We start from the raw sequence: 23,809 nt of genomic DNA on the forward strand, positions 1-23,809 counted from the left end.
CGCACCCCGCGCCAGTGTGCGCGCACGTCGCCGTCCGCGCTCCGGTTGACGAGCACCCCGGGGCCCGGTCCGGAGGCGGTCAGAACTCGTGCCGGAGGCGCGTGGGCCACGGGCGGCCGTCCGGGTCGTAGGCCAGGTCGTACACCGGGGTGACCAGCGCGCGGGCCAACGAGCCGCCGCCGGTCCGCCGGGGGTGGGCGCGCAGCTGGCCGGCCGGGCGCGGACCGCGGCGGCCGCCGTCGTGCCAGGCGTCCAGCTCGGCGGCGGCCCGGCGCATCGCCTCGGCCGCCTCGTCGAGGTCGAGCAGGCCGGCGTCGTCGCCGGCGGCCCGGCCGAGGTGCTCGCGCACCAGGGCGAGCCGGAGCTCGCGGGCGAAGGTCCGTGCGCCGTCACCCAGCCCGGCGGGGTCGACCGGGTCGCGGCCGTCGCGCTGCTCGTCGAGGACGGCGGCGGTGAGCTCGGAGTCGTGCGTCCAGGACCGCCGGTTGAGGTTGGCGCTGCCCACCGCGGCCCACACGTCGTCGACGACGCAGACCTTGGCGTGCACGTAGACCGGGCGGCCGGCCTCGTTCTCCAGGTCGAACAGCTGCACCCGGTCCCCGCCGGCCGCGAGCACGGTCCTCCAGGCCGTGTCCTGCCCGAGCAGGGAGGCGGGGAAGTCGAAGCCGCCCTCGCGGTCGACGTACCGGGGGACGACGGCGACCAGGCGCAGCGTGGGCGAGCGGCGCAGCGCGGCGGCGAAGATGCGCGCGACGTCGCGCGACCAGAGGTACTGGTCCTCGACGTAGACCAGCCGGCGGGCGCGGGCGAGGGCCTTGGCGTAGCCCCGGGCCACGCTGCGCTCGCCGTCCGGGGCGAACGGGTACCGGGGCCGTCGCCGGGGGTAGGTGCGCAGCAGCTGCACCGTGCAGGTGCCGGCCGGGTCCGGTGGCGGCGCGGGTGGGGGGAGGGGATCGGGCGCGCGGTCGATCCCGTGCAGCCGGTCGGGGACGGTGTGCCAGGGCCACCGGGTCGGCGGGGCCGGATCGGCCCACCGCTGCCGGAACACCGTCTCGACGTCGCGGACGGCGGGGCCGCGCACCTGCAGCTGGACGTCGTGCCAGGCCGGGGTCGGGCCGTACACCCGGGCGAAGGACCGCGCCTGCGGGTCCCCCGGGTGACCCCCGCCGTCGCGCCGCGAGCGTGCGGGGTCGATGCCCCCGAGGAAGGCCACCTCGTCAGCCCTCCCGTCGCCGGTCACCACGACGGACTTCTGGTGGTGGGCGCCCAGCGGCCGCACCCGCTGGTCCAGCAGCACCCGCCCGCCCGCGGCGGTCACCGCCCGCGCCAGGGCCCGGTTCGCCTCCAGGGTGTAGCCGATCGCCTCGGGGTGCGAGCGCCACAGCAGCCCGCGCACCAGCGCGCCCCGGCGGGCCGCCCGGACCAGCGCGGCGCCCAGCGGTGGTCCGCCGTCGTCGAGCAGCTCCTCGCCCTCGGCCCGCCACCCGGCGAACAGGACGGCGTCCCCCGTCCCCGCGCGGGCCACGGCCTCGGCCAGCACGGGCAGGTAGCTGCGACCGTCCACGAGGGCGCGCACCGCGTTGCCCTCGCGCCAGGCGGGCAGCCCGGCGTGCTGGTTGCCCCGCTGGGCGGAGGAGAGCAGCCACGGGTGCCCGCCGCGCAGTTCCCGCGCCCAGCGTGGCTCGCGACGGGAGGCCGGCGACCTGGACATGACCGGCGATCCACCCCTCGTGCCGCCCGCACCCGCCGCCCGCTGAGGGGCCGCCCGACCGTCCGCGTGCTACCCCTGCCCCGGGCCGGGCAGTCGTCAGGGGAGGACGGGGGTGCCGTCGCCCGCCGGTGGAGGGTGCGGCACTCGATGACGTCGACCGCGAGGCCGTCGCGGGACGTTCCCTCGTACTCGACCTCCACGTCCCGGCCGGTGTCGCTCAGGTCGTGCTGCGTGGGTCGGGAGCTCCGCGACCCTGGGGCGGTGGCTCCTCCCGCGTGGTCGGTGCTCCACCGGCCGTCCCGCCCTCGGGAGAGGGCAGGGCGGCGACCGCGACCGCGAGCCCGAGCGTGGAGCGCAGGCCCGCCAACCGGGGGCTCTCCAGCTCTCGTCTGAGTCGTGTGAGGTCGTGCGTCAGCAACTCGTTCTCCTCGTTCCTGTCGGTGTCGCCACCACTGCGGGGGTCGGTCACCAGTTCGTCGGGGGATCGCTGGCGGGGAAGGACTGCAGTCCCCACTCCTCGACGATGTCGATGAGCGGTTCCGTCCTCGCGTTCCTCGTCCGCCCGGCGACGAGTCCGTCCACGGTCGTCCGGGTGCGACCGAGGACCTCGACAGCGGCCGGGTGGACCTCGGGCGTCGCGGCGGGACGTGACCTGACCGCTGGACTGCGGGGGAGGGTGAGGGTCATGCAGGCATCTCCTCTACTGGGGGGCGTACCTCCAGCGTGCTCCTCGGTCGCCCGATCCCCCAGGGGGCGTCCGGTCAGTCGGGCCTGGCTCTGCTTGCCGACGGTCGGCAACATGCGGCTGGGCGGGTCCCCGGAGGCGGCCGCCCGCTGCGCCTGCTCCGGGCGGCCGCCCCCGCGGTCGTTGCCAGCGCTCGGCAAGGTCGATGGGCACCAGCTGACCGGCGACGTCCCTGGCCGGGCCGACGTCCGGAGGGCATGGTCGGGTGCAGCCGGTCGGGACCGCTGAGGCGATCGCCGTCGAGCGATCGCCCTCCGGGTCCCGCGGTCACCGGGAGCCGGCGTTCCCGGCCACCGACGACCTGACCCGTACGAGACCCCACCGGAGGAACCAGGTGTCCATCGCCACCGGGGACGCGGACGTCGCGTCTGCCGCGCCCGCCGTCGCTCCCCCGACGCTCGCCGACCGCTGCGACGCGTCCGCTGTCGTAGGCGGCCCCGACGGCAGGACCGGACGTGGTGCCTGCGGCGCGCAGGCACTCATCCGTGCCGTGCTGCCCAGCGGCGAGGACCTGGTCTTCTGCGCCCACCACGGCCGGGAGCACGAGGTGGCGCTCGCCGCTGCCGGTGCGACCGTCCACGACGGGACGGGCGCGATCACCGCCTAGCCCGGCGCCCGACCCGGTGGAGACGCCGGTCAGGGGCCGTCGCCCCGGACTCAGGCCCAGGGCAGCCGGCTGCGGGTGCCCCAGTAGTCCTCGGGGTCCTGCGGCTCGACCAGTCCGCCGACGTCGAGGCCGGCGACCCGGGGCGCGTCCGCGTTGCTGGTCAGCTGGGCCACGGTCACCGCGCCGCTGAGCACGACGTCGCACCACGACTGGGCGAGCGCCGCCCCCAGCGCGAGGGCGTCGACCCCGACGCCGTGCTCCCGCGCGGCCGCGGCGAGCGGGCTGTCGGCCGGCAGCCCGTGGTCGGTGAGGCGCCCGTTGGCGACGCCCTCCTTGACGACGACGCGCAGGCCGGCGGCGTGCGCCTCGGCCAGCGCGTCGCCCGCCGACGTCTCGAGCAGGTTCCAGGTCGACTGGACGCTGGAGAACAGCGGCCGGCCGTCGACGGTGAGCTCCAGGCCGCGGCGGACGGCGGCGGCCTGCTCCGGCCCGGAGGTCGAGAACCCGATCCCGGTGCCGGCGTCCCGGACCTCGGCCAGCCGGCGCTGCAGCGGCTCGTCGTCCCACAGCGGGCTCTCCGCGGTCAGCGAGTGCACCTGGTAGAGCCGCAGCCAGGGGCCGAGCAGCTCGGTGCTCTCCCGGTACTGGCGCTCGAACGCCGCCGCGGTGTGCTCCTTGACCTCGTGGCGGTCGGCGTCGGTGCGCCAGTCGCCGGTGTACCGGTAGCCCCACTTGCTGGCGACGAACGGCACCTGCTCGCGGCCCTGCAGCCAGGAGGCGAGGAACTCCTCGGCGCGGCCGTAGGAGCGGGCGGCGTCGACGTAGCCGATGCCCAGGGACGCCGCGGTGTCGAGCAGCTCGGAGGTGCGGGCGCGCAGCGCCGCCGGCGTCCGGTCGGCGGGCAGGTCGCGGTCGCGGCCGAGGGTGATGTAGGCCGGCCGCCCCACCGCCGCCAGGCCGAGCCCGAGCACCGCGGTCGGGGTGTCCCCGGTCATCGTCGTCCCCTTCCCCGGGTCAGCCCGGCACGTGCACGTCGAGCGCCAGCGGCAGGACGCCGGACAACGGCCCCACGTGCAGCCGGAAGACACCCGCCTCGGTGGCCCAGCGGTGCCCGGTCTCGTCCCAGTGCCGGTAGGCGCGCTCGGGCAGCTCCACCGTCACCGCCACCTCCTCCGCCGGGGCGGCCTCTGCCACGGCGAAGCCGGCCAGCCAGCGGACCGGCCGCTCGACCGCGCCGTCCGGCCGGGCGGCGTAGACCTGCACGACCTCCCGCCCCCGCCGGCTGCCGGTGTTGCGCAGCCGCACGGTGACCGCCGAGGCGCCCCCCTCGGCGGACAGGTACTCCCACGCGGTGTAGCCGAGACCGGAGCCGAACCGGAACCGCGGCTCCCGGCCGTCGCGGTCGTGGCCGCGGTGGCCGACGAACAGGCCCTCGTCGTAGCGCAGCGTCCCGTCGACCGGTCGCGGGGAGGGCAGGCCCGCCTCGTCGGCCGGCCAGGTGACCGGCAGCCGGCCGCCGGGCTCGACGGCCCCGAGGAGGACGTCGGCGAGGGCGTTGCCGCACTCCTGCCCCGGGAACCAGGTCAGCAGCACCGCCGGCACGTCGCCGGCCCACGGCAGCAGCACCGGGGCGCCGGAGTTGACGACCACCACCGTGCGCGGGTTGGCCTCGACCACCCGGCGGACCAGCTCGTCCTGCCGGCCCGGCAGCGCGAGCGAGGTGCGGTCGAAGCCCTCGCTCTCCACCTCCTCGGTGGTCCCCACGACGACGACGGCCACGTCGGCGTCCCGGGCCAGCGCCACGGCCTGCTCGAGCTCGGCGTCGTCGTCGGTGTCGCGGGCGGCGTGGACCTGGACCGTCACCGACTCCACGGCCGTGCCCTCGACGCCCCCGGCCGGCTCCGGCACGTGGCCGACGACGACCTCGACCTCCTCACCGGCCCGCAGTTCCACGGCTCCGGACGCCTGCGGGGGCCGCATCATGCCCTCGACGGGGTCCGCGCCCGGCGGCAGGCCGATCCGGGTGTCCAGGCGGACCTCCCCGCCGACCGTGACCCGGAACGAGCCCACGCCGGAGGCGCCGATCCGGTGGGGGCCGTCCTCCTCGGCCCGCACGCGGGTGCGCACCTCCACCGCCCGCACCCGGTCCATCGGCAGGTCCGGGCCGTAGGAGCCCAGCCCGGTGAAGGCCGCCGCCTCGCGCGTCTCGGTGCCGAGCACGGCGCCCTCCGCGTCGAGGAAGCGCACCTCCACGCCCCGGCCGCCGTCGGGGCGGCGCAGCATGTCGGGGTCCGCCGGCGGCAGGCGGTGCGTGCTGCGGCCGCCGCGGCCGTGCACGACCTCGACGTCCGACCCGAGGGCGGCGCGCAGCCCGGCCAGCGGGGAGACGGTGTACGGCGGGAACACCGTCGCACTGCCGCCGCCGAGGGTGCGGGCCTCGACCGCGTTGGGCCCGAGGACGGCGACCCGCCGCAACCGGCTCCGCTCGAGCGGCAGCAGGGGGCCCTCCGCGGAGCCGGCCGGCTCGTTGCGGGCCAGGACGAAGCCCGCCGCGGCGGTGGCCCGCAGCTCCGCGCCGACCTCCTCGGCGGTCCAGGCGGTGGCGTCCCGGCCGGCGACCCCCTCCAGGGCGCCGACCCGCCCGGCCAGCCGGAGCACCCGCAGCACCTTGTCCTCGACCGCGGACTCCGGCACCTCCCCGGCGCGCACCGCCGCGACGAGGGCCTCCCCCCAGGGGCTCCGCGGACCGGGCATCACCAGGTCCAGCAGCCCGTCCCCGGCCGCGGCGAGCGACCTGGCGGCGAACCAGTCGGAGACGACGACCCCGTCGAAGCCCCACTCGCCCTTGAGGACGTCGCGCTGCAGCGGGCTCTCGGTCATCGTCGTCCCGTTGACGCCGTTGTAGGCCGCCATGACCGCCCAGACGCCGCCCTCCCGCACGATCGCCTCGAAGGGCGCCAGGTACACCTCGCGCAGCACGCGCTCGTCGACCCGGACGTCGGCGGAGAAGCGCTCGGTCTCCTGGTCGTTGGCGACGAAGTGCTTCACGCTGGCCCCGACGCCCTCCTCCTGCAGCCCGCGGACGTAGGCGACGCCGATCCGGCCGGTGAGCAGCGGGTCCTCGCTGAAGCACTCGAAGTGTCGCCCGCCGTAGGGGGTGCGGTGCAGGTTGACGGTCGGGGCGAGCAGCACGTCGACGCCCCGGCGCCGGGCCTCCGCGGCCAGCAGCCGGCCCAGGCGCTCGACGCGGTCGACGTCCCAGGTCGCGGCCAGCGCCGTGGGGGAGGGGACGTTCGCGGAGGAGTCCCGCTCGTCCCAGCGCTCGCCGCGGACGCCGGCCGGACCGTCCGAGACGACGAGGCGGCGCAGCCCCGCGACCGGCTCGGGGTGCAGCGACCAGAAGTCCGCCCCGGTGAGCAGGCGCACCTGCTGCTCGAGGTCCAGCCGCTCGAGCCGCGCGCGCAGGTCGTCGTCGTGCACCGGGTGCGTTCCCTCCTCGGCAGGGCAGGCCACCGCAAGGTCTAGTTCGGTCCGACGGGCGCGGTCAACCGGAGCGCCGTGCGCCGGACGTCGTCCCTCGGGCAGGGTGGTCCCCGTGAAGCTGCTGCTGCCCGACTCCGTGCCGCTGGACCCCGCTCTGCCCGAGGGGGTCGAGGCGGTGCGCTACGACGCCGCGGCCCCGGTGCCCGACGAGCACCTCGACGCCGAGGCGCTGGTGGTGTGGGGCAACCGCCCGGGCGACCTGCGCGCCGTCGCCGGCCGGATGCCGGGGCTGCGCTGGGTGCAGACCCTGGCGGCCGGGCCGGACGTCGTCCTGGGCGCGGGCTTCCCGGAGGACGTCGTCGTGACCTCCGGCGTGGGACTGCACGACCGGCCGGTCACCGAGCACGCCCTCGCCCTGGTGCTCGCGCTGCTGCGCCGGCTCCCGGAGGCGATCGCCGCGCAGGCCGGGCACCGCTGGGCCGACGAGCTCGGCGGGCTGCAGCCGCTGCACCCCGACGGCCGGGTGACCACCCTGCTCGGCGCCCGGGTGCTCGTGTGGGGCTTCGGCAACATCGGGCAGCACCTGGCACCGCTGCTGCAGGCCCTCGGCGCGCAGGTGCGGGGCGTGGGGCGCAGCGCGGGGGAGCGGGCCGGGTTCCCCGTCGTCGCCCAGGACGAGCTGGAGGACGAGCTCCGGCGGACCGACGTCCTGGTGATGATCCTGCCCGCCACCGAGGCCACGACCCACGCGCTGGACGCCGCCCGGCTGGCCGCGCTGCCGCGGCACGCGCTCGTCGTGAACGTCGGCCGGGGGACGACGGTCGACGAGCCCGCCCTCGTCGCCGCGCTCACCGAGGGGGGCATCGCCGGTGCCGCGCTCGACGTCACGGAGGTGGAGCCGCTGCCGGCCGACTCCCCGCTGTGGGACGCGCCGAACCTGCTGCTCACCCCGCACGCCGCCGGCGGCCGGCCGGTCGGTGCCGACGAGCTCGTCGGCACCAACCTGGAGGCCCTGCTCGCCGGGCGCGAGCTGCGCAACGTCGTGGCGCGCTGACCCCCCGAGGGGGGAACACTGTCGACAGTCGGCACGACCGCCGGGACGGCGCGGCTACGATGACGGTCGACGAGGAGGCTGCTGCGTGAGCGTTGAGTCACTGTCGGCACTGGACCGGAGCACGCTGCGCGAGCGGTCCCTCGAGGCGCTCCGGTCGGCCATCCTCTCCGGCCGGTACCGGCCCGGTGACCACCTCGGGGAGGTCGAGCTGGCGGGGTCGCTCGGGGTCAGTCGCGGCACGGTGCGCGAGGCGCTGCGGCACCTCCAGCAGGAGGGGCTGGTCACCGCCGGCAACCGCGGCATGCTGCGGGTCAACAGCCTGTCCTCCGCCGAGGTGCACGAGCTCTTCCGCGTCCGCGCCGCCCTCGAGGGGCTCGCCGTCCGGGAGGTCATCGCCTCGCCGCGGCGGGAGGCCGCCGCCGAGACGCTGCGGACGGCCGTGGAGCGGCTCTCCGACGAGGGCGAGCCGGCCGCGCGGATGGAGGCCGACCTGGCGTTCCACCTGCTGCTCTGCCGGCTGTCGGGCAACTCCATGCTGGTCGAGGCCTGGCAGCGGCTCGAGGGCCGGATGCGGGTCGCCATCCTCAACGGCGCGGCCTGGCAGGCGCCGATGATGGCCCGCGACCGGCACGTGCCGATCGTCGAGGCCATCGAGCGCGGGGACGTCGAGGCCGCCGTGCGGGTCGTCGACGAGCACATGGCCGGCGCCGCGGAGCACTTCGCGCGGGCCACCGAGTCCTCCTGAGCCTCCCGACCTGAGGGGGCGGCCGCCGACGGCCGCCTCCTCCGTCGTGCTGCCTCCGGGCTGACCTGCGCCGACGCAGGCGGCCGGAAGTGACCCTTGACACCGTGACGGCCGCCACCCACTCTAGTCGGCAGTTGACTGTCAACAGTCGACGGACAACGGGGATCCGACGCCCACCGCCCACTGGAGGTCACCGTGACCGAGCGGCACCCACCCGTCCGCGATCCGCACCTCGAGGAGGTCGCCGCCTGGCACCCGATCGAGGGGACGCCGGAGAAGAAGAAGGTCGCCATCGGCTGTTCGGTCGGCGCGACGATCGAGACCTACGACTTCATCGGCTTCGGCATCGCGGCGGCGCTGTACTTCAACACCGCCTTCTTCCCGGCCGACGACCCGCTGTCGAGCACGCTGCTGTCCTTCGCCACGCTGGGCATCGGCTTCGCCGTCCGCCCGCTCGGCGGCATCATCGGCGGCTACCTCGGCGACAAGATCGGCCGCAAGCCCGTTCTCGTCGGCTCCCTGCTGCTCATGGGGATCGCGACGGTCCTCATCGGCTGCCTGCCCACCTACGACCAGGTCGGCGTCTGGGCCGGGGTCCTGCTCGTCGCGGTGCGCGTGGTGCAGGGGCTGGCGTTCGGCGCGGAGTGGGGCGGGGCGATCCTCATGTGCTTCGAACACGCCCCCTGGCGCAAGAAGGGCCTGTACACCGGCATCACGCAGGCCGGCTTCCCGGTCGGGCTGCTGCTGGCCAACCTGGCCTTCCTGGCCAGCGTCCCGCTGGGCGGCTCGTGGGCGTGGCGGGTGCCGTTCCTGCTGTCGGCCGTGCTGATCGTCGTGGGCATCGTGATCCGGCTCAAGGTCGAGGAGTCGCCGGAGTTCGAGGAGCTCAAGGAGGAGGGCGAGCTCTCCAAGAACCCGCTCCTCGAGGTGCTCCGCGACGACTGGCGCAACATCCTGCGCGCCTTCTGCCTGCGGATCACCGAGACCGCCGGCTACGCGGTGTCGGTCACGTTCATGCTCTCCTACGTCGCCGCCGAGGGGCTGGCCGACCGGTCGGTCACCCTCACCGGGACGATGATCGCCGCCGCGATCGGCATCTTCGCCACCACCTACTGGGGCGCGCTGACCGACCGCATCGGACGGCGCCCCGTGTACCTGCTGGGCACCGCGCTGCACGTGCTGTGGGGCATCCCGCTGTTCCTCACGGTCAACACCGGCGCAGCCGTGGCGATCGTCATCGCCTTCGTCGTCAGCTACGCGGTCCTGCAGAACTCGCTGGCCGGGGTGCAGGGCGCCTGGTTCTCCGAGCTGTTCGCGACCAAGACCCGCACCACGGGCGCGTCGCTGGCCTACCAGATGTCGGCGGTCGTGTCCGGGTTCACCCCGCTGATCGCCGCCGCCCTCTACGGGACCTACGGCTGGATCGGCCCGGCCCTGCTGTTCATGGGCTACGGCCTCCTCGGCCTGGTCGCCACCCTGTCGACCAGGGAGACCTGGGGCCGCGCCGAGCGGGAAGAGGTCGCCGTGCTCGAGCGCACCCTCGCCGCCGAAGCCGCCGTCCCCACCCCCCGGACCCGGACGTCCGAGCACCGGCCGACGGCCGACTCGGCGACCGACTGAGCTCACTCCCGAGAGGAGCACGACATGACCTCGCTGACCACACCGCAGGCCGCACCGGCCGCCGGGGACCGGGCGGAGCGGATCGAGCGCATCCGCCAGGCCGCGTACCGGATCCGCCGCAACGCCCTGGACATGGGGGAGGTGCAGGGCCAGGGCTACATCGGGCAGGCGCTCGGCGTGGCCGACGTCCTGGCCGCCGTCTACACCGACCAGCTCCGGTACCGCCCGGAGGACCCGCACTGGCCCGCCCGGGACCGCTTCCTGCTCTCCATCGGCCACTACGCCATCGCCCTCTACGCGGCGCTGGCCGAGGCCGGCACGATCCCGGCCGAGGAGCTGGAGACCTACGGCTCGGACGACTCCCGGCTGCCGATGTCGGCCATGGCCTCCTACACGCCCGGCGTGGAGATCTCCGGCGGGTCGCTCGGCCACGGGCTGGCCGTGGCCGCCGGCATGGCGATCGGGCTGCGCCACCAGGGCAACGGGGCGCGGGTCTACAACCTGCTCTCCGACGGCGAGCTGGACGAGGGCTCGACCTGGGAGGCCGCGCTGGCCTGCGCCCACCACGGCCTGGACAACGTCACCGCGATCGTCGACGTCAACGCGCTGCAGGCCGACGGCCCCACCGCCGGCGTGCTGCGCACCGAGCCGGTGACCGACAAGTGGCGGGCCTTCGGCTGGCACGCCCTGCGCGTCGACGGCAACGACGTCGCCGCGCTCGTCGACGCCCTCGACGAGCTCCGCGCGCACCGCGGCTCGCCGGGGGTGCTCGTCTGCGACACCCGCATCGGTCGCGGGGTGCCGCTGCTCGAGGGCCGGGAGAAGGCCCACTTCATGCGGGTCGAGGAGCACGAGTGGCAGATCGCCCGCGACCAACTGCAGGAGGGGACGACCCGATGACCAGCACCACGCCGAAGAAGCGGCTCACCACCTCGGCGATGATCGCCTCGTTCGCCGACCCCGGTCAGCGCACCACCAGCGCACCGTTCGGGCACGCGCTCAACCGGCTGGCCGAGCAGCGGCCCGAGATCGTCGGGCTGTCGGCCGACCTGGCCAAGTACACCGACATGCACGTGTTCCGCGACGCCCACCCGGACCGGTTCTTCCAGATGGGCATGGCCGAGCAGTCGCTGCTCGGGACGGCGGCCGGCATGGCGGAGGTCGGGCTGGTGCCGTTTGCCTCCACCTACTCGGTGTTCGCCACCCGGCGGGCCTACGACTTCCTCTGCCTGGACATCGCCGAGCCGAACCTGAACGTCAACGTCGTCGGCGCGCTGCCCGGCCTCACCACCGGGTACGGGCCGAGCCACCAGGCCACCGAGGACCTGGCGATCCTCCGCGGCTGCCCCAACCTCACCATCGTCGACCCCTGCGACTCGGTCGACATCGAGCAGGCCGTGCCCGCGCTGGCCGACGCCCCCGGCCCCACCTATCTGCGGCTGCTCCGCGGGGCGGTCCCGACGGTGCTGGACGAGTACGACTACCGCTTCGAGCTGGGCAAGGCCGCCGAGCTGCGCACCGGGCGGGACGTCGTCCTCATCTCGACCGGGCTGATGACGATGCGGGCGCTGCAGGCCGCGGCCCGGCTCGAGGCCGATCACGTGGACGTCGCCGTGCTGCACGTGCCGACGATCAAGCCGCTGGACACCGAGGCGATCCTGCGGGGCGCCCGCACCGACCGGCTCGTCGTCACGCTGGAGAACCACACCGTCGTCGGCGGCCTCGCCGAGTCGGTCGCCTCCACCCTGGCCTTCGCCGGGGTGGGTACCCGCGTGGTGCCCATCGCCCTGCCCGACGAGTTCCTCGCCGCCGGCGCCCTGCCCACGCTGCACGACCGCTACGGCCTGTCGACCGACGCCGTCGTCGCCCGGGTCCGGGACGAGCTCAGCGGTCCCGCCGGGCACCGCCCGCCGACGTCCCCGCACGTCGCAGCAGCACCTGCCGACCCCGCCCCCGCCACCGCCTGAGATCCCTGGAGGAACCCGTGTCCGTCTCCGACAAGACCGTCGTCATCACCGGCGCCGGCTCCAAGCGCGGCATCGGCCGCGCCACCGCCCACACCCTGGCCGCCGCCGGCTGGAACGTCGCGATCCTCGACCTCGACGAGGCCAGCGCCAAGGACGCCGCCCACGAGGTGGCCGAGCGCAACCGCGTCCAGGCCGTGGGCGTGGGCTGCGACATCACCGACGAGGCCTCCGTGGAGAACGCGCTGACCGTCCTCGACGGCGCGCTGCCCCCGGTCGGGGCCCTGGTGAACAACGCCGGCATCACCTCGCCGACGCCCTTCCTCGAGGTCAGCGGCGAGGAGTGGGACCGCATCTTCGCGGTCAACGTGCGAGGGGCGTTCAACGTGACCCGCCGCCTCGCGCCCGGCATGGCCGAGCGCGGCTTCGGCCGCATCGTCTTCCTCTCCTCGGTCTCCGCCGAGCGGGGTGGCGGGGTCTTCGGCGGGGTGGCCTACTCCGCCGCCAAGGCCGCCGAGCTCGGCTTCACCCGGGCGCTGGCCCGCGAGCTCGGGCCGCACGGCATCACCGTGAACGCCGTCGCGCCGGGGCTCATCGACACCGACATCACCGGCGGCGCGCTGGAGGGGGAGCGCAAGGCGGAGCTGGTCGCCGGGATCCCCGTGGGCCGCAACGGCCGGGTCGCCGACGTCGCCGACCTCATCACCTACCTGTGCCGGGAGGAGACCGGCTACGTCACCGGCGCGACCTACGACGTCAACGGCGGGTCGCACATCCACTGAGGACCCCGTCCTCCTCACCGCTCGCGAGCTCGCGGCGAGCCTCTGGACGGGGCCGGTCCCCGGCCTCCTGCCGGCGCGGCCCGTCCCCTCCGGGGGGCGGGCCGCGCCGGCGGTGGCTCAGCGGGGTGTCGCCCCGCTCGGGCGGAACGGCGCGCCGTGGCCGGGGACGACGAGCGTGGCGAGCTCGAGCACCCGCTCCCGCTGGCGTCGCAGCTCGTCGCGGTCGGGGGAGTAGGGGTCGTCGGCCGGGCCCTCGCCGGTCCACCACAGGTGGGTGAGCGCGACGACGTCGTCGGGCGTGCCCACCAGCGTCGTGACGTCCTGCGGGGTGTGCCCCGGCGTGGCCAGCAGGCGCACCGAGGGGGTGAGGTCGACGCCGTCGGCAGCCCGCCGGGTGAACACGTCGCCCTCGATCACCGACTGGAAGTCGTGCACCGGCACCACGGGGAACAGCGCCACGTTGAGCGTGTGGTCGAGGTGGTGGTGGCTGAGGACGACGTCGGTGATGTCCTCGGGCGCGACGCCGAGCTCGCGCAGCGGCCGCAGGATGAGCTCCCGGTCGGCCACCATGCCGGGGTCGACGACCACCACCCGCCCGGCGTCGCGCACCAGGCTCACCGTTCCCGCCACGTGCGGCAGGCGGGCGTAGCCCTCGACCAGGACGTCGACGCGGGCGGTGCGGGAGAGGTCGGCCACCCGCGGACCGTAACCCGGGCTCAGCCCGCCAGCGAGCGGCGCAGCGCCCGCACCGAGGCGGCCGCCCCGGAGTCGGTCATCACCACACCCGCGTGGTCGTGCCCGGGCAGCAGCTCCGCCGTCACCAGGCCGTCCGACGCGGCCACCACCGCGGCGACCTCGTCGTCGGTGTAGGCCGGCGGTGACCCGGCGCCGACGCTCCACTCGGCGTGCAGCAGCTGCGTGGGCACCGAGAGCCGGCGCAGCGCGTCGGCGGCCGTGTCGGTGAGGAAGACGTCCGCGGCGTCGTCGACCAGCGCCCGGCCGTCCAGCCGCACCCGGCCGCCGTCCCGGCCGCGCTCCAGGTCGTGCGCCAGGCAGGTGGCCAGGTGCGGGTCGGCGGGGTCGAGCAGCGGCGCGGTGTGCGCGACGACGACGTCGACGTAGCTCGCCAGGTCGGGCCAGTCGGTGCCCAGCCGGGCGGTGCGGTCGGCGAAGGCCGCCTCCAGCTGCTCGCGGCTGGTGGGCCGGCGCACCGTCGGCGGCCCGCCGTCGAGCAGGGTCAGGCTGCGCACCCGCTCCGGTGCGGTGACCGCGAGCTGCACGGCGATGAAGCCGCCCAGCGACATGCCGAGGACGTCGACGGTCTCCAGCCCCAGCGCGTCGAGGACGGCGAGCTGGTCGGCGACGTGCCCGGCCAGGGTCGAGGCGTCCGGTCGCGGCGTGCTCGACCCGCGGCCGCTGAGGTCGGCGGCGACGAGGTCGACGTCCGGCGCCGCGGCGAGGGTCCAGGACCACAGCCGCGAGGTGCTGCTGAGGCCGTGGATCCCCAGCACCGGACGGGTGCTGCCCGGTCGCCGCCAGGCGTGCACGCAGCGGCCGCCGGGCCGCCGGACCTCGACGTGCTGGGAGAAGTCGTCGGCGCTCACGCGGGCACCGCGTCGGGGAAGACCTTCCCGGGGTTGAGGATGCCGTGCGGGTCGAGCGCGGCCTTGACCGCGCGCTGCATGGCGACCACCTCCGGGGCCAGCTCGACCGCCAGCCCGTCGCGCTTGAGCAGGCCGACGCCGTGCTCGCCGGTCACCGTCCCGCCCAGCGCCACGGCGTCGCGCATGATCTCGCCGAACGCGACCTGCGCCCGGGCCCGCGCCTCGGCGTCGCCGGGCGGGGTGATGAGCAGCGGGTGCAGGTTGCCGTCGCCGGCGTGCGCGATGTTGGCGATGAGCACGTCGTTGCGGGCGGCGGCCGCCTCGATCCGGGCGAGCATCTCCGGGACGGCGGCCTTGGGCACGCAGACGTCCTCGGTCAGCAGGGGGCCCAGCCGCTCCAGCGCCGGGTAGGCCAGCCGGCGCGCGGCGAACAGCGCCTCGGCCTCGGCCGGGTCGGTGGACGCCGCGGCCCACGTGGCACCGCCGAGCTCGAAGCTGCGCAGCATCGCGTCGGCCTCGGCGTCGCCGGCCGGGCCGGGGGCGTCGGTGCGGCCGAGCAGCACCACGGCGGCGTCGACCGACAGGCCCATGTTCTTCCACTCGTCGACGGCGGCCAGGCAGTGCCGGTCGACCAGCTCCAGCGCCGAGGGCGTCACCCCCGCCGCGCCGAGCGCCTCGACCGCGCGGCCGGCGTCGACCACGGAGTCGAAGTAGCCGACGACGGTCCGCTCCGGCGCCCGCGCCGGCCGCAGCCGCACGGTCACCTCGGTGACCACGCCGAGGGTGCCCTCGGAGCCGACCACCAGCCCGACCATGTCGTAGCCGACCACGCCCTTCGCGGTGCGCCGCCCGAGCCGCACGACCTCGCCGAGCCCGTTGACCACCTCGAGCTCGAGCACGTAGTCGCGGGTCACGCCGTACTTCACGCAGCACACGCCGCCGGCGTTGGTGGCCACGTTGCCGCCGATGGTCGACCAGGGGGAGCTGGCCGGGTCCGGCGGGTACCACAGGCCCTGCTCGGCGCAGGCGGCGCGCAGGTCGTCGTTGACCACGCCGGGCTGGACGACGGCGTAGCGCTCCACCGGGTCGATGGCGACCACGTCCCGCATGTGCTCGGTGGACAGCACGACGCACCCGTCGACGGCGTTCGCCCCGCCGGACAGGCCGGTGCCGGCGCCGCGCGGCACCAGCGGCGTCCGGTGCGCCAGGCAGGCGCGCACCACGGCCTGCACCTCGGCCGTGGACCGGGGGCGGACGACGGCCACCGGCGCGCCGTGGGGCGCCCACTCGGCCTCGTCGTGGACGTAGGAGCCGACGACGTCGTCGTCGGACAGGACGCGGTCGGCCGGGAGGGCGGCCAGCAGGGCGGCCACGACGCCGGACTGCAGTGCGGGAGCCTGTGTCACGCCCCTCAGTCAAGCACCGCGGCCCGCCCGCGCACCGGGGCTCAGCCGAGCACCGCGTCGCGCCCGCCCGCCGTCGTCGCGACGGGTGCCCGGCGGCGCGACAGCAGGAGGGCGCCGGCCGCCGACAGCAGCATGGCGATGCCGACCAGCCACAGCGCGGGCCGGATGCTGCCGGTGGCGTCGGAGACCCACCCGGTGATGTAGGGGGCGGCGAAGCCGGCGGTGTTGCCCAGGGAGTTGATCAGCGCGATGCCTGCTGCGGCCCCGGCGCCGGCGAGGAACAGCGGCGGGAAGTGCCAGAACACCGGCAGCGCGCAGCAGATGCCGACCGCGGTCAGGGTGATGACGGCCATGACGGTGAACGGCGAGTCGAGGTAGAGGGCCACCGGGATGGTCACCCCGCCCAGCGCCGCCGGGAGGGCCAGGTGCCAGCGGCGCTCGCCCGTCCGGTCGGAGTGCCGGCTCCACAGCACCATCGTGAGCGCGCCGGCGAGGAACGGGACCGCGACGATGGCGCCGGTCTCGAAGATCGAGTAGCTGGCGTCGAAGCGCTCCGCGAAGCCCGCCACCACGGTCGGCAGGAAGAACGAGACCGCGTACAGGCCGTAGACGACGCCGAAGTAGACGAAGCCGAGACCGACCACCCGCAGGTCGGCCATCGCCCGCCACGGGGAGGCCTCCCGCGGGCCGGACGTCTCGCCCTCGGCGGCGATGGTCCGGGCCAGCCAGGTCCGCTCCTCGGCGGTGAGCCAGCGGGCGTCCTCGGGGCGGTCGGTCAGGTAGAACCAGCACGCGACCCCGAGCAGCACGGCGGGCAGGCCCTCGACGAGGAACATCACCCGCCAGCCCTCCAGGCCGAACAGCCCGTCGGCGTACTGGATGATCGCGCCCGACAGCGGTGCCCCCAGGGCCGAGGAGAGCGGGACGGCCACCAGGAAGGCCCCGATCAGCTGCACCCGCTGGGCCCGCGGCAGCCACCAGGTCAGGTAGAGCAGGACCCCGGGGAAGAAGCCGGCCTCGGCGACGCCGAGCAGCACCCGCAGCGCGTACAACCAGCCCGCCGAGTCGACGAAGGCCATCGCGCTGGCGACGATCCCCCAGCTGACCATGATCCGGGCGATCCAGCGCCGGGCGCCGAAGCGGTGCAGCGCCAGGTTGCTCGGGACCTCGAAGAGCAGATAACCGATGAAGAACAGCCCCGACGCCAACCCGAACATCGTCTCGGTCAGCCCCAGGTCCTCGCTCATCGTGAGCTTGGCGAAGCCGATGTTGGTGCGGTCGAGGTAGTTGACGAAGTAGAGGAGCCCGAGGAAGGGCACCAGCCGCCACGCGACCTTGCGCAGCGCGCTCCTCCCGACCGGGTCGGTCTCGGTGTGGGCCACGGCTCCTCCAGACGACGTCCGTGCGGGTGTCCGCGGTCACGGTAGAGCCGCTGGCTCGCGTGCCAGGTCGGCGCGTCGGGACCCCTCCGGGTGGACGGACCGGCACTGGCCCGGTGGCGCCGGGTCTCGCACATTCAGCGGGGACACCGCCCACGTCCCGAGGAGGACGCATGACCACCCCCTACTGGGTCGCCGGCCGGCCCCGGACCGGCACCGACGTCGTCGAGGTGCGCTCGCCGTTCGACGGCGCCGAGGCGGGCCGGACGACGAACGCCACCGCCGAGGACGTCGAGGCCGCGGTGTCGGCCGCCCACGCCGCCCGCGCCGCCTGTGCCGCGCTCCCCGCCCACGCGCGGGCCGCCGCCCTCGACCACGTGTCCCGGCGGCTGGCCGAGCGCAGCGAGGAGGTCGCCGCGCTGATCACCGCGGAGTCCGGCAAGCCGCTCAAGTGGGCCCGGCTCGAGGTGGCCCGTGCGGTGTCGACCTTCCGCTGGGGCGCGGAGGAGGCGCGGCGCTGGTCGGGCAGCCTGCAGCGGCTGGACACCGACCCGGCCGCGACCGGGCGGATGGCGCTGGTGCGGCGGGTGCCGCGCGGCCCGGTGCTGGGCATCGCGCCGTTCAACTTCCCGCTCAACCTGGTGGCGCACAAGGTGGCGCCGGCGATCGCCGCCGGGGCGCCGATCGTCGTCAAGCCCGCCCCCGCGACGCCGCTGTCGGCGCTGCTGCTCGGCGAGATCCTGGCCGAGACCGAGCTGCCGGCCGGCGCCTGGTCGGTGCTGCCGGTGCCCAACGAGGTCGCCGCAGCGCTGGTGCAGGACCCGCGGCTGCCGGTCGTCTCCTTCACCGGGTCGGTGCCGGTCGGCTGGTCGATCCGCGAGTCCGCGCCGCGCAAGCACGTCACCCTCGAGCTCGGCGGCAACGCCGCGGTCGTCGTCGCCCCCGACCAGGACGACGCGGCGCTGGACCGGGCCGCCTCCCGCATCGCGACCTTCGCGATGTACCAGGCCGGGCAGTCCTGCATCTCGGTGCAGCGGGTGTTCGCCCACCGGGCGGTCGCCGACGCGCTGACCACCCGCGTGGTGGAGGCCGTGGAGAAGCTGGTCACCGGCATCCCGACCGACCCGGCGACCGACGTCGGGCCGCTGATCGACGAGCGGGCCGCCCGGCGGGTGGAGAGCTGGGTCGACGAGGCCGTGGCCGCGGGCGCCCGCGTGCTCACCGGCGGCACCCGCGACGGCGCCACCTACGCACCCACGGTGCTCACCGACGTCCCGACCGACGCGAAGGTTTCCTGCGAGGAGGTGTTCGGGCCGGTCGTCGTCCTGGACACCGTGGACTCCGTGGACGAGGCGTTCGCCCGGGTGAACGACAGCCGCTTCGGGCTGCAGACCGGCGTCTTCACCCGCGACCTGCAGGTGGCCTTCCGCGCGGCCTCGGTGCTCGAGGTCGGGGGAGTGGTGGTCGGCGACGTCCCGAGCTTCCGCGCCGACCAGATGCCCTACGGCGGTGTGAAGGACTCCGGCACCGGCCGCGAGGGCGTGCACGCGGCGATGGAGGACCTCACCGAGGAGCGCGTCCTCGTCCTCACCGGCATCGACGTCTGAGCACTCCGTCGTCCTGCACCACGGCACGCCGCAGGCCCCCCGGCCGCCGCTGACGACCTCGAGGCGGCCGGGATGCGGCGAGGCCCCGGTCCGATCGGACCGGGGCCTCGTTGTTCTCCGTCGTCCTACCGGACGACACCGCGGCCACGTGCCGTCCCCGACCTGCGCTGAGCCGCTGCCCGTGTCCCGGTCGGGGACCCTCCGGGCCCCGCGACCGGGCCACCGCGGCCACGTGCCGTCCCCGACCTGCGCTGAGCCGCTGCCCGTGTCCCAGTCGGGGACCCTCCAGGCCCCGCGACCGGGCCACCGCGGCCAGGTGCCGTCCCCGACCTGCGCTGAGCCGCTGCCCGTCGCCCCCCGCAGAGTCGACCATGGGGTTGTCGCCGGTTCGCGCGGCGTGTCCTCGCGTGTCGCCTGCACCACCCCATGATCAACTCGGTGGGCCGGGCGTAGGGCCCCCGAACGCGCAACGGCCCCGGGAGGGGTCCTCCCGGGGCCGTCCTGCGGGCGATCAGCTGTCGAGGTTGGCCATGACGTGCTTGATGCGGGTGTAGTCCTCGAACCCGTACATGGACAGGTCCTTGCCGTAGCCGGAGTGCTTGAAGCCGCCGTGCGGCATCTCGGCGACCAGCGGGATGTGCGTGTTGATCCAGACGCAGCCGAAGTCCAGCGCCTTGCTCATCCGCATCGCCCGGCCGAAGTCCTTCGTCCAGACGCTGGAGGCCAGCCCGTACTCCACCCCGTTGGCCCAGGCGAGGGCCTGCTCCTCGTCGGAGAACCGCTGCACGGTGATGACCGGCCCGAAGACCTCCTTCTGCACCAGCTCGTCGTCCTGCCGCAGCCCGGCCACGACGGTCGGCTCGACGAAGAAGCCGCGGTCGCCCTGCCGGCGCCCACCGGCGGTGATCTCGGCGTGGTCGGGTGCGCGGTCGAGGAACCCGGTGACGTGCGCGAGCTGGTTGGCGTTGTTCACCGGCGGCACCAGGGCGTCCTCGTCGCCGGCACCGTTCTCGTACGTCGTCCGGGTGTTCCTCGCCTGCTCGGTCAGCGCCGCGACGAAGTCGTCGTGGATGCCCGGCCCGGCCAGCACCCGGGTGGCGGCGGTGCAGTCCTGTCCGGCGTTGAAGTAGCCGGCGACCGCGATGGCCTCGGCCGCGGCCTCGAGGTCGGCGTCGTCGAAGACGACGACCGGCGCCTTGCCGCCGAGCTCCAGGTGCACCCGCTTGACGTCGCGGGCGGCCGACTCGGCCACCGCCATGCCCGCCCGCACCGACCCGGTGATCGAGACCATCTGCGGGGTGCGGTGCTCGACCAGCGCCCGGCCGGTGTCCCGGTCGCCGCAGACCACGTTGAACACGCCCGGCGGGAGGAACTCGGCGGCCAGCTCGGCCATCCGCAGCGTCGTCGCCGGGGTGGTGTCGCTGGGCTTGAGGACGACGGTGTTGCCGGCCGCGATCGCCGGCGCGAACTTCCAGACCGCCATCATCATCGGGTAGTTCCACGGCGTCACCTGGCCGATGACCCCGACCGGCTCGCGTCGGATCCAGGACGTGTGGCCGGCCATGTACTCCGCGGCCGCCTTGCCCTCGAGGTTGCGCGCGGCACCGGCGAAGAACCGGATCTGGTCGACCATCGGCGGGATCTCCTCGCTGGCGGTCAGCCCGAGCGGCTTGCCGGTGTTGCGGCTCTCCAGCGCCACCAGCTCCTCGCCGTGCGCCTCGATCGCGTCGGCGAGCCGGAACAGCGCCAGGGAGCGCTCCGACGGGGTGGCGTCCCGCCAGCCCGGGAACGCCCGCGCCGCGGCGGTGTAGGCGCGGTCGACGTCCTCGGCCGACGACACCGGGGCCGAGGCGAACACCTCACCGGTGGCCGGGTCCACCAGGTCGGCCCGGCGGCCGTCGGTGGCGTCGACGTGCTCCCCGCCGACGAAGTTGCGCAGCTCGAGCTTCTCGCTCACCGGAGGTCCCTCTCGTTCGGGCGTCCCGGCGTTCCCGGAACCGCTGATCCGGTGGCAATCGTCACTGCAGGCGGCCGATCTGTCCAGCCTCACGGCACATTGGCGACGGATTCCTCAGGACGACGGCGGGTGCAGGGCCAGCCAGAGCTCGGCCCGGACGCCGGGGGAGTCCAGGTCGCGGCCGAGCAGCTCCTCGGCCCGCCGGATCCGCTTGCGCAGCGTGTGCCGGTGGACGCCCAGGCGGGCCGCGGCCGGCTCCCACTGCCCGTGGGCGGCCAGCCAGACGCGCAGCGACTCCACCAGGTCGCCGGGGCCGGCCCGGTCGGCCGCGGCCAGCGGTGCCAGCGCGGCCTCGGCGAACGCGGTGGTGGCGCCCGGGTCGAGCAGGGCCGCCAGTCCGCGGCCGGCCAGGTCGGCGAAGGCGGTGACCGGCCGTCCCGCGGCCCGGCCGTGCCCGGCCGCCTGCCGGGCCTGGCGCACGCCGTCGGCGAGCCGCGCCCACGGCACCGGCGGCGCGGTCCCGAGGACGGCGCCGGGCACCCGCTCGGGCAGGTCGGCCAGCCGCCCGGCCAGCGGGCCCTCGGCCGGCACCAGGACGACGAGGGCGTCGTCGAGCTCGGCCGACAGCACCGGCTCGCGGACGTGCGCGGCCGCGTCGGCGGCCACGTCGACGGCGGCGGCCCGCTGCTCGGGGCTGCCCAGCACCGCCAGCGCCAGCACCGGCTCGCCCGGGAGCCGCTCGCCCAGCGCCGCCACCACCGGCTCGGCCGCGGCGGTCTGCCCGGCCAGCAGCAGCTGCAGGATCGCCGCCCGCAGCGCCGCGGTGCCGCTGTCGAGCGCGCGGGACTGCTCCAGCCGCAGCGTGAGCAGCAGCGCGGCCGCGTTGACCACGTGCCGGTCGCCCGCCGAGAAGGGGTCCGGCCGGCCGACGGCGAGGAAGCCGCGGACCCGCGAGCCGGTGCCCAGCGACTGCAGCAGCACCGTCTCGCCGGGCTGGGTGAGCGCGGCGCCGGCCGGGGGCCGGGCCGTGCGCAGCCGGTCGACCGCCCCCGTCAGGCTGCCGGCGCGACCCCGGGCGGACGGCGGCGCTGCCTCCAGCGGCGTCCCCGCGGCGTCGACCAGCAGTGCCCAGCCGCCGAGGTGCCGGGCCAGCCGGTCCACGACGGTGCCCGGAGCGCCGGGGGCGACCGCGGCGCGGGTCAGCTCGCGCTGCACCGTCGACGTCCGGGTGACCGCCGCGTACTCCTCGGCGGCCAGTGCGCTGGAGACCGCCCGCGACAGGGCGATGAACGGCGTCTGCCGCGGCACCTCGAGCACCGCCAGGCCGTGCTCGTCGGCCGCGGCGACCAGTTCCGCGGGCACCTCCGCGTGGGTGAGGCCGGTGCCCAGGCCGAGGCCGACCACGCCGGCCCCGGCCAGCCGGCGGACGTACCCGTCGGCCATGCCGGGCGTCAGCGCCAGGCCGGTGGTGAGCAGCAGCTCGCCGCCCTCGAGGAACGGTGTGGGTTCGGCGAGCTCGCTGACGTGCACCCAGGAGATCGCGCGGTCCACCTGTGCGCTGCGGGTGTGCAGCGTCAGCGCGAGCGACGGAGTGCCGAGCAGGGTCGCGACGGTGACCGGCACGGGAGGACCTCTCGACGATCTGGACACCCGGACGTCCCGGGAGTGCCGATCCGGACGGTACCGGGAGAGACGCACGCCACGGACCCTGGACGCGAGGACCTCCCCCGTCGGGGGAGGCCGGCCCCACGAGGAGACAGCGATGACCGACCTGCTGACCGGCCCCCACCCCGTCGTCGCCCAGGAGCGGCGCCTCGTCACCGAGCTGCCCGGTCCCCGCTCGCGCGAGCTGGCCGCCCGCCGCGCCGCCGCGGTCACCTCCGCCGTGGGCAGCGTCCTGCCGGTCTACGTCGAGCGCGCGGCCGGCGGCGTGGTGGTCGACGTCGACGGCAACTCCTTCATCGACCTGGGCTCGGGCATCGCCGTCACCAACGTCGGCCACGCCGCGCCCGAGGTCGTGGCCGCCGTCCAGGCGCAGGTCGCCGCCTTCACCCACACCTGCTTCATGGTCGGCCCGTACGAGGGCTACGTCGCCGTCGCCGAGGAGCTCGACCGGCTGACCCCCGGTGACCACGAGAAGCGCACGGCGCTGTTCAACACCGGCGCCGAGGCCGTGGAGAACGCGGTCAAGGTGGCCCGGGTGGCCACCGGCCGCTCCGCCGTCGTCGTCTTCGACCACGCCTACCACGGCCGCACCAACCTCACGATGGCCCTGACGGCGAAGAACATGCCGTACAAGCACGGCTTCGGGCCCTTCGCCGGCGAGGTCTACCGGGTGCCGATGTCCTACCCGTACCGCGACGCACCGGGGATGACCGGCGAGCAGGCCGCCGCGCGGGCGATCGACCTGATCGAGACGCAGATCGGCGCCGCCAACGTGGCCGCCGTGCTCATCGAGCCGATCCAGGGCGAGGGCGGTTTCGTCGTCCCGGCGCCGGGCTTCCTGTCCGCCCTGACCGACTGGTGCCGCCGCTCGGGCGCGGTCTTCATCGCCGACGAGGTGCAGACCGGCTTCTGCCGCACCGGCGCCTGGTTCGCCTCGGAGCACGAGGGCGTCGTCCCCGACCTGATCACCACCGCCAAGGGCATCGCCGGTGGGATGCCGCTGGCCGGGGTGACCGGCCGCGCCGAGCTGATGGACGCCGTGCACACCGGTGGCCTGGGCGGCACCTACGGCGGCAACCCGGTGTCCTGCGCCGCCGCGCTGGCCAGCATCCGCACCATGCGGGAGCTGGACCTGAACGCCGCCGCGCGCGCGATCGAGGCCACCATGCTGCCGCGGCTGCGCGCGCTCCAGGAGCGCACCGGCGTGGTCGGCGACGTCCGCGGACGCGGCGCGATGCTCGCCGTCGAGCTGGTCAAGCCGGGCACCGACGAGCCCGACTCCGCGCTGACCAACGCGATCTCCAAGGCCTGCCACGCCGAGGGCGTCATCACCCTGACCGCCGGCACGCACAGCAACGTGCTGCGCTTCCTGCCCCCGCTGGTCATCGGGCAGGACCTGCTCACCGAGGGGCTCGACGTCCTCGACGCCGCCTTCGACGCGCACGCGGGGAAGTGAGCGCCCCGGCCGCAGCCGGCGCCG

General features: G+C 75.6%; 19 protein-coding genes. 9 read left to right on the top strand and 10 right to left on the bottom strand.

Features of this window, described 5'->3' with window-relative positions; all coding sequences use genetic code 11:
- Positions 1–79: 79 nt before the first annotated feature.
- Together BLS21_RS15925 and BLS21_RS15930 are read right to left on the bottom strand one after the other, a co-directional pair.
- The gene (locus BLS21_RS15925) at positions 80–1,711 is read right to left on the bottom strand and encodes a phospholipase D family protein (protein ID WP_091220495.1); all 1,632 of its coding nucleotides are present in this window, start codon (positions 1,709–1,711) and stop codon (positions 80–82) included.
- A 465-nt stretch (positions 1,712–2,176) separates the two neighbouring features.
- Entirely contained in the window at positions 2,177–2,398 is a 222-nt protein-coding gene (locus tag BLS21_RS15930; RefSeq protein ID WP_091220497.1) for a hypothetical protein, read from the bottom strand.
- Between the two features lie 392 nt (positions 2,399–2,790).
- Here BLS21_RS15930 and BLS21_RS15935 point away from each other — a divergent pair, with 392 nt between their 5' ends.
- The gene (locus tag BLS21_RS15935; RefSeq protein ID WP_245700475.1) at positions 2,791–3,063 is read left to right on the top strand and encodes a DUF7455 domain-containing protein; all 273 of its coding nucleotides are present in this window, start codon (positions 2,791–2,793) and stop codon (positions 3,061–3,063) included.
- A 50-nt stretch (positions 3,064–3,113) separates the two neighbouring features.
- On the opposite strand, the gene BLS21_RS15940 is transcribed toward BLS21_RS15935, so the two are convergent.
- Positions 3,114–4,058 carry an aldo/keto reductase gene (locus tag BLS21_RS15940; protein WP_091220500.1) on the bottom strand — a complete coding sequence of 315 codons (945 nt, stop codon included), beginning with the start codon at positions 4,056–4,058 and terminating at the stop codon, positions 3,114–3,116.
- 19 nt (positions 4,059–4,077) lie between these two features.
- Positions 4,078–6,543, bottom strand: a complete 2,466-nt coding sequence (locus BLS21_RS15945; protein WP_217636155.1) for a beta-glucosidase family protein — start codon at positions 6,541–6,543, stop codon at positions 4,078–4,080.
- Positions 6,544–6,658: 115 nt separating this feature from the next.
- Between BLS21_RS15945 and BLS21_RS15950 the strand changes: the two genes are divergently transcribed.
- From BLS21_RS15950 to BLS21_RS15975, 6 genes are all read left to right on the top strand, one after another.
- Positions 6,659–7,600 carry a phosphoglycerate dehydrogenase gene (locus BLS21_RS15950; protein ID WP_091220510.1) on the top strand — a complete coding sequence of 314 codons (942 nt, stop codon included), beginning with the start codon at positions 6,659–6,661 and terminating at the stop codon, positions 7,598–7,600.
- A gap of 85 nt (positions 7,601–7,685) precedes the next feature.
- The gene (locus BLS21_RS15955; protein WP_175479589.1) at positions 7,686–8,345 is read left to right on the top strand and encodes a GntR family transcriptional regulator; all 660 of its coding nucleotides are present in this window, start codon (positions 7,686–7,688) and stop codon (positions 8,343–8,345) included.
- Positions 8,346–8,540: 195 nt separating this feature from the next.
- A complete protein-coding gene (locus BLS21_RS15960) occupies positions 8,541–9,965 on the top strand; it encodes an MFS transporter (protein ID WP_091220514.1) in 1,425 nt (474 codons plus the stop codon).
- Between the two features lie 24 nt (positions 9,966–9,989).
- A complete protein-coding gene (locus BLS21_RS15965; RefSeq protein ID WP_091220515.1) occupies positions 9,990–10,865 on the top strand; it encodes a transketolase in 876 nt (291 codons plus the stop codon).
- On the top strand, positions 10,862–11,932 hold the full coding sequence (locus BLS21_RS15970; protein ID WP_245700476.1) for a transketolase family protein: 1,071 nt from the start codon (positions 10,862–10,864) through the stop codon (positions 11,930–11,932). The genes BLS21_RS15965 and BLS21_RS15970 overlap by 4 nt, the downstream gene beginning before the upstream one ends.
- 17 nt (positions 11,933–11,949) lie before the next feature.
- Entirely contained in the window at positions 11,950–12,711 is a 762-nt protein-coding gene (locus tag BLS21_RS15975; protein WP_091220523.1) for an SDR family NAD(P)-dependent oxidoreductase, read from the top strand.
- 117 nt (positions 12,712–12,828) lie between these two features.
- Here BLS21_RS15975 and BLS21_RS15980 read toward each other — a convergent pair whose 3' ends face one another.
- The 4 genes from BLS21_RS15980 to BLS21_RS15995 are packed head-to-tail and all read right to left on the bottom strand — an operon-like array spanning position 12,829 to position 17,103.
- Positions 12,829–13,407, bottom strand: a complete 579-nt coding sequence (locus BLS21_RS15980; RefSeq protein WP_091220526.1) for an MBL fold metallo-hydrolase — start codon at positions 13,405–13,407, stop codon at positions 12,829–12,831.
- Positions 13,408–13,427: 20 nt separating this feature from the next.
- Positions 13,428–14,315, bottom strand: a complete 888-nt coding sequence (locus tag BLS21_RS15985; RefSeq protein ID WP_091220557.1) for an alpha/beta fold hydrolase — start codon at positions 14,313–14,315, stop codon at positions 13,428–13,430.
- Positions 14,312–15,721 (bottom strand): FAD-binding oxidoreductase, encoded by a 1,410-nt coding sequence (locus tag BLS21_RS15990; protein ID WP_217636156.1) that lies wholly within the window; start codon positions 15,719–15,721, stop codon positions 14,312–14,314. Before BLS21_RS15990 ends, BLS21_RS15985 begins: the two co-directional genes overlap by 4 nt.
- 41 nt (positions 15,722–15,762) lie before the next feature.
- Positions 15,763–17,103 (bottom strand): MFS transporter, encoded by a 1,341-nt coding sequence (locus BLS21_RS15995; RefSeq protein ID WP_091220558.1) that lies wholly within the window; start codon positions 17,101–17,103, stop codon positions 15,763–15,765.
- A gap of 170 nt (positions 17,104–17,273) precedes the next feature.
- Between BLS21_RS15995 and BLS21_RS16000 the strand changes: the two genes are divergently transcribed.
- Positions 17,274–18,707, top strand: coding sequence for an aldehyde dehydrogenase family protein (locus tag BLS21_RS16000; protein ID WP_091220560.1), 1,434 nt, complete (start codon positions 17,274–17,276; stop codon positions 18,705–18,707).
- A gap of 511 nt (positions 18,708–19,218) precedes the next feature.
- Here the strand turns inward: BLS21_RS16000 and BLS21_RS16005 are convergent.
- Together BLS21_RS16005 and BLS21_RS16010 are read right to left on the bottom strand one after the other, a co-directional pair.
- The gene (locus tag BLS21_RS16005; RefSeq protein WP_091220571.1) at positions 19,219–20,664 is read right to left on the bottom strand and encodes a gamma-aminobutyraldehyde dehydrogenase; all 1,446 of its coding nucleotides are present in this window, start codon (positions 20,662–20,664) and stop codon (positions 19,219–19,221) included.
- A gap of 114 nt (positions 20,665–20,778) precedes the next feature.
- Positions 20,779–22,287, bottom strand: a complete 1,509-nt coding sequence (locus tag BLS21_RS16010; RefSeq protein WP_217636157.1) for a helix-turn-helix domain-containing protein — start codon at positions 22,285–22,287, stop codon at positions 20,779–20,781.
- A gap of 139 nt (positions 22,288–22,426) precedes the next feature.
- Between BLS21_RS16010 and gabT the strand changes: the two genes are divergently transcribed.
- A complete protein-coding gene (gene gabT, locus BLS21_RS16015; protein ID WP_091220573.1) occupies positions 22,427–23,785 on the top strand; it encodes a 4-aminobutyrate--2-oxoglutarate transaminase in 1,359 nt (452 codons plus the stop codon).
- The last annotated feature ends 24 nt before the right edge of the window (positions 23,786–23,809 follow it).

Origin of the sequence: Geodermatophilus siccatus (assembly GCF_900103785.1) — a bacterium.
Taxonomy (GTDB): domain Bacteria; phylum Actinomycetota; class Actinomycetes; order Mycobacteriales; family Geodermatophilaceae; genus Geodermatophilus; species Geodermatophilus siccatus.

Bases quoted from the DNA above. Each gene is read 5' to 3' on its own strand.
- BLS21_RS15925 (WP_091220495.1), bottom strand. From the start codon at position 1,711: ATGTCCAGGTCGCCGGCCTCCCGTCGCGAGCCACGCTGGGCGCGGGAA.
- BLS21_RS15965 (WP_091220515.1), top strand. From the start codon at position 9,990: ATGACCTCGCTGACCACACCGCAGGCCGCACCGGCCGCCGGGGACCGG.
- BLS21_RS15940 (WP_091220500.1), bottom strand. From the start codon at position 4,058: ATGACCGGGGACACCCCGACCGCGGTGCTCGGGCTCGGCCTGGCGGCG.
- BLS21_RS15970 (WP_245700476.1), top strand. From the start codon at position 10,862: ATGACCAGCACCACGCCGAAGAAGCGGCTCACCACCTCGGCGATGATC.
- BLS21_RS15930 (WP_091220497.1), bottom strand. From the start codon at position 2,398: ATGACCCTCACCCTCCCCCGCAGTCCAGCGGTCAGGTCACGTCCCGCC.
- gabT (WP_091220573.1), top strand. From the start codon at position 22,427: ATGACCGACCTGCTGACCGGCCCCCACCCCGTCGTCGCCCAGGAGCGG.
- BLS21_RS16000 (WP_091220560.1), top strand. From the start codon at position 17,274: ATGACCACCCCCTACTGGGTCGCCGGCCGGCCCCGGACCGGCACCGAC.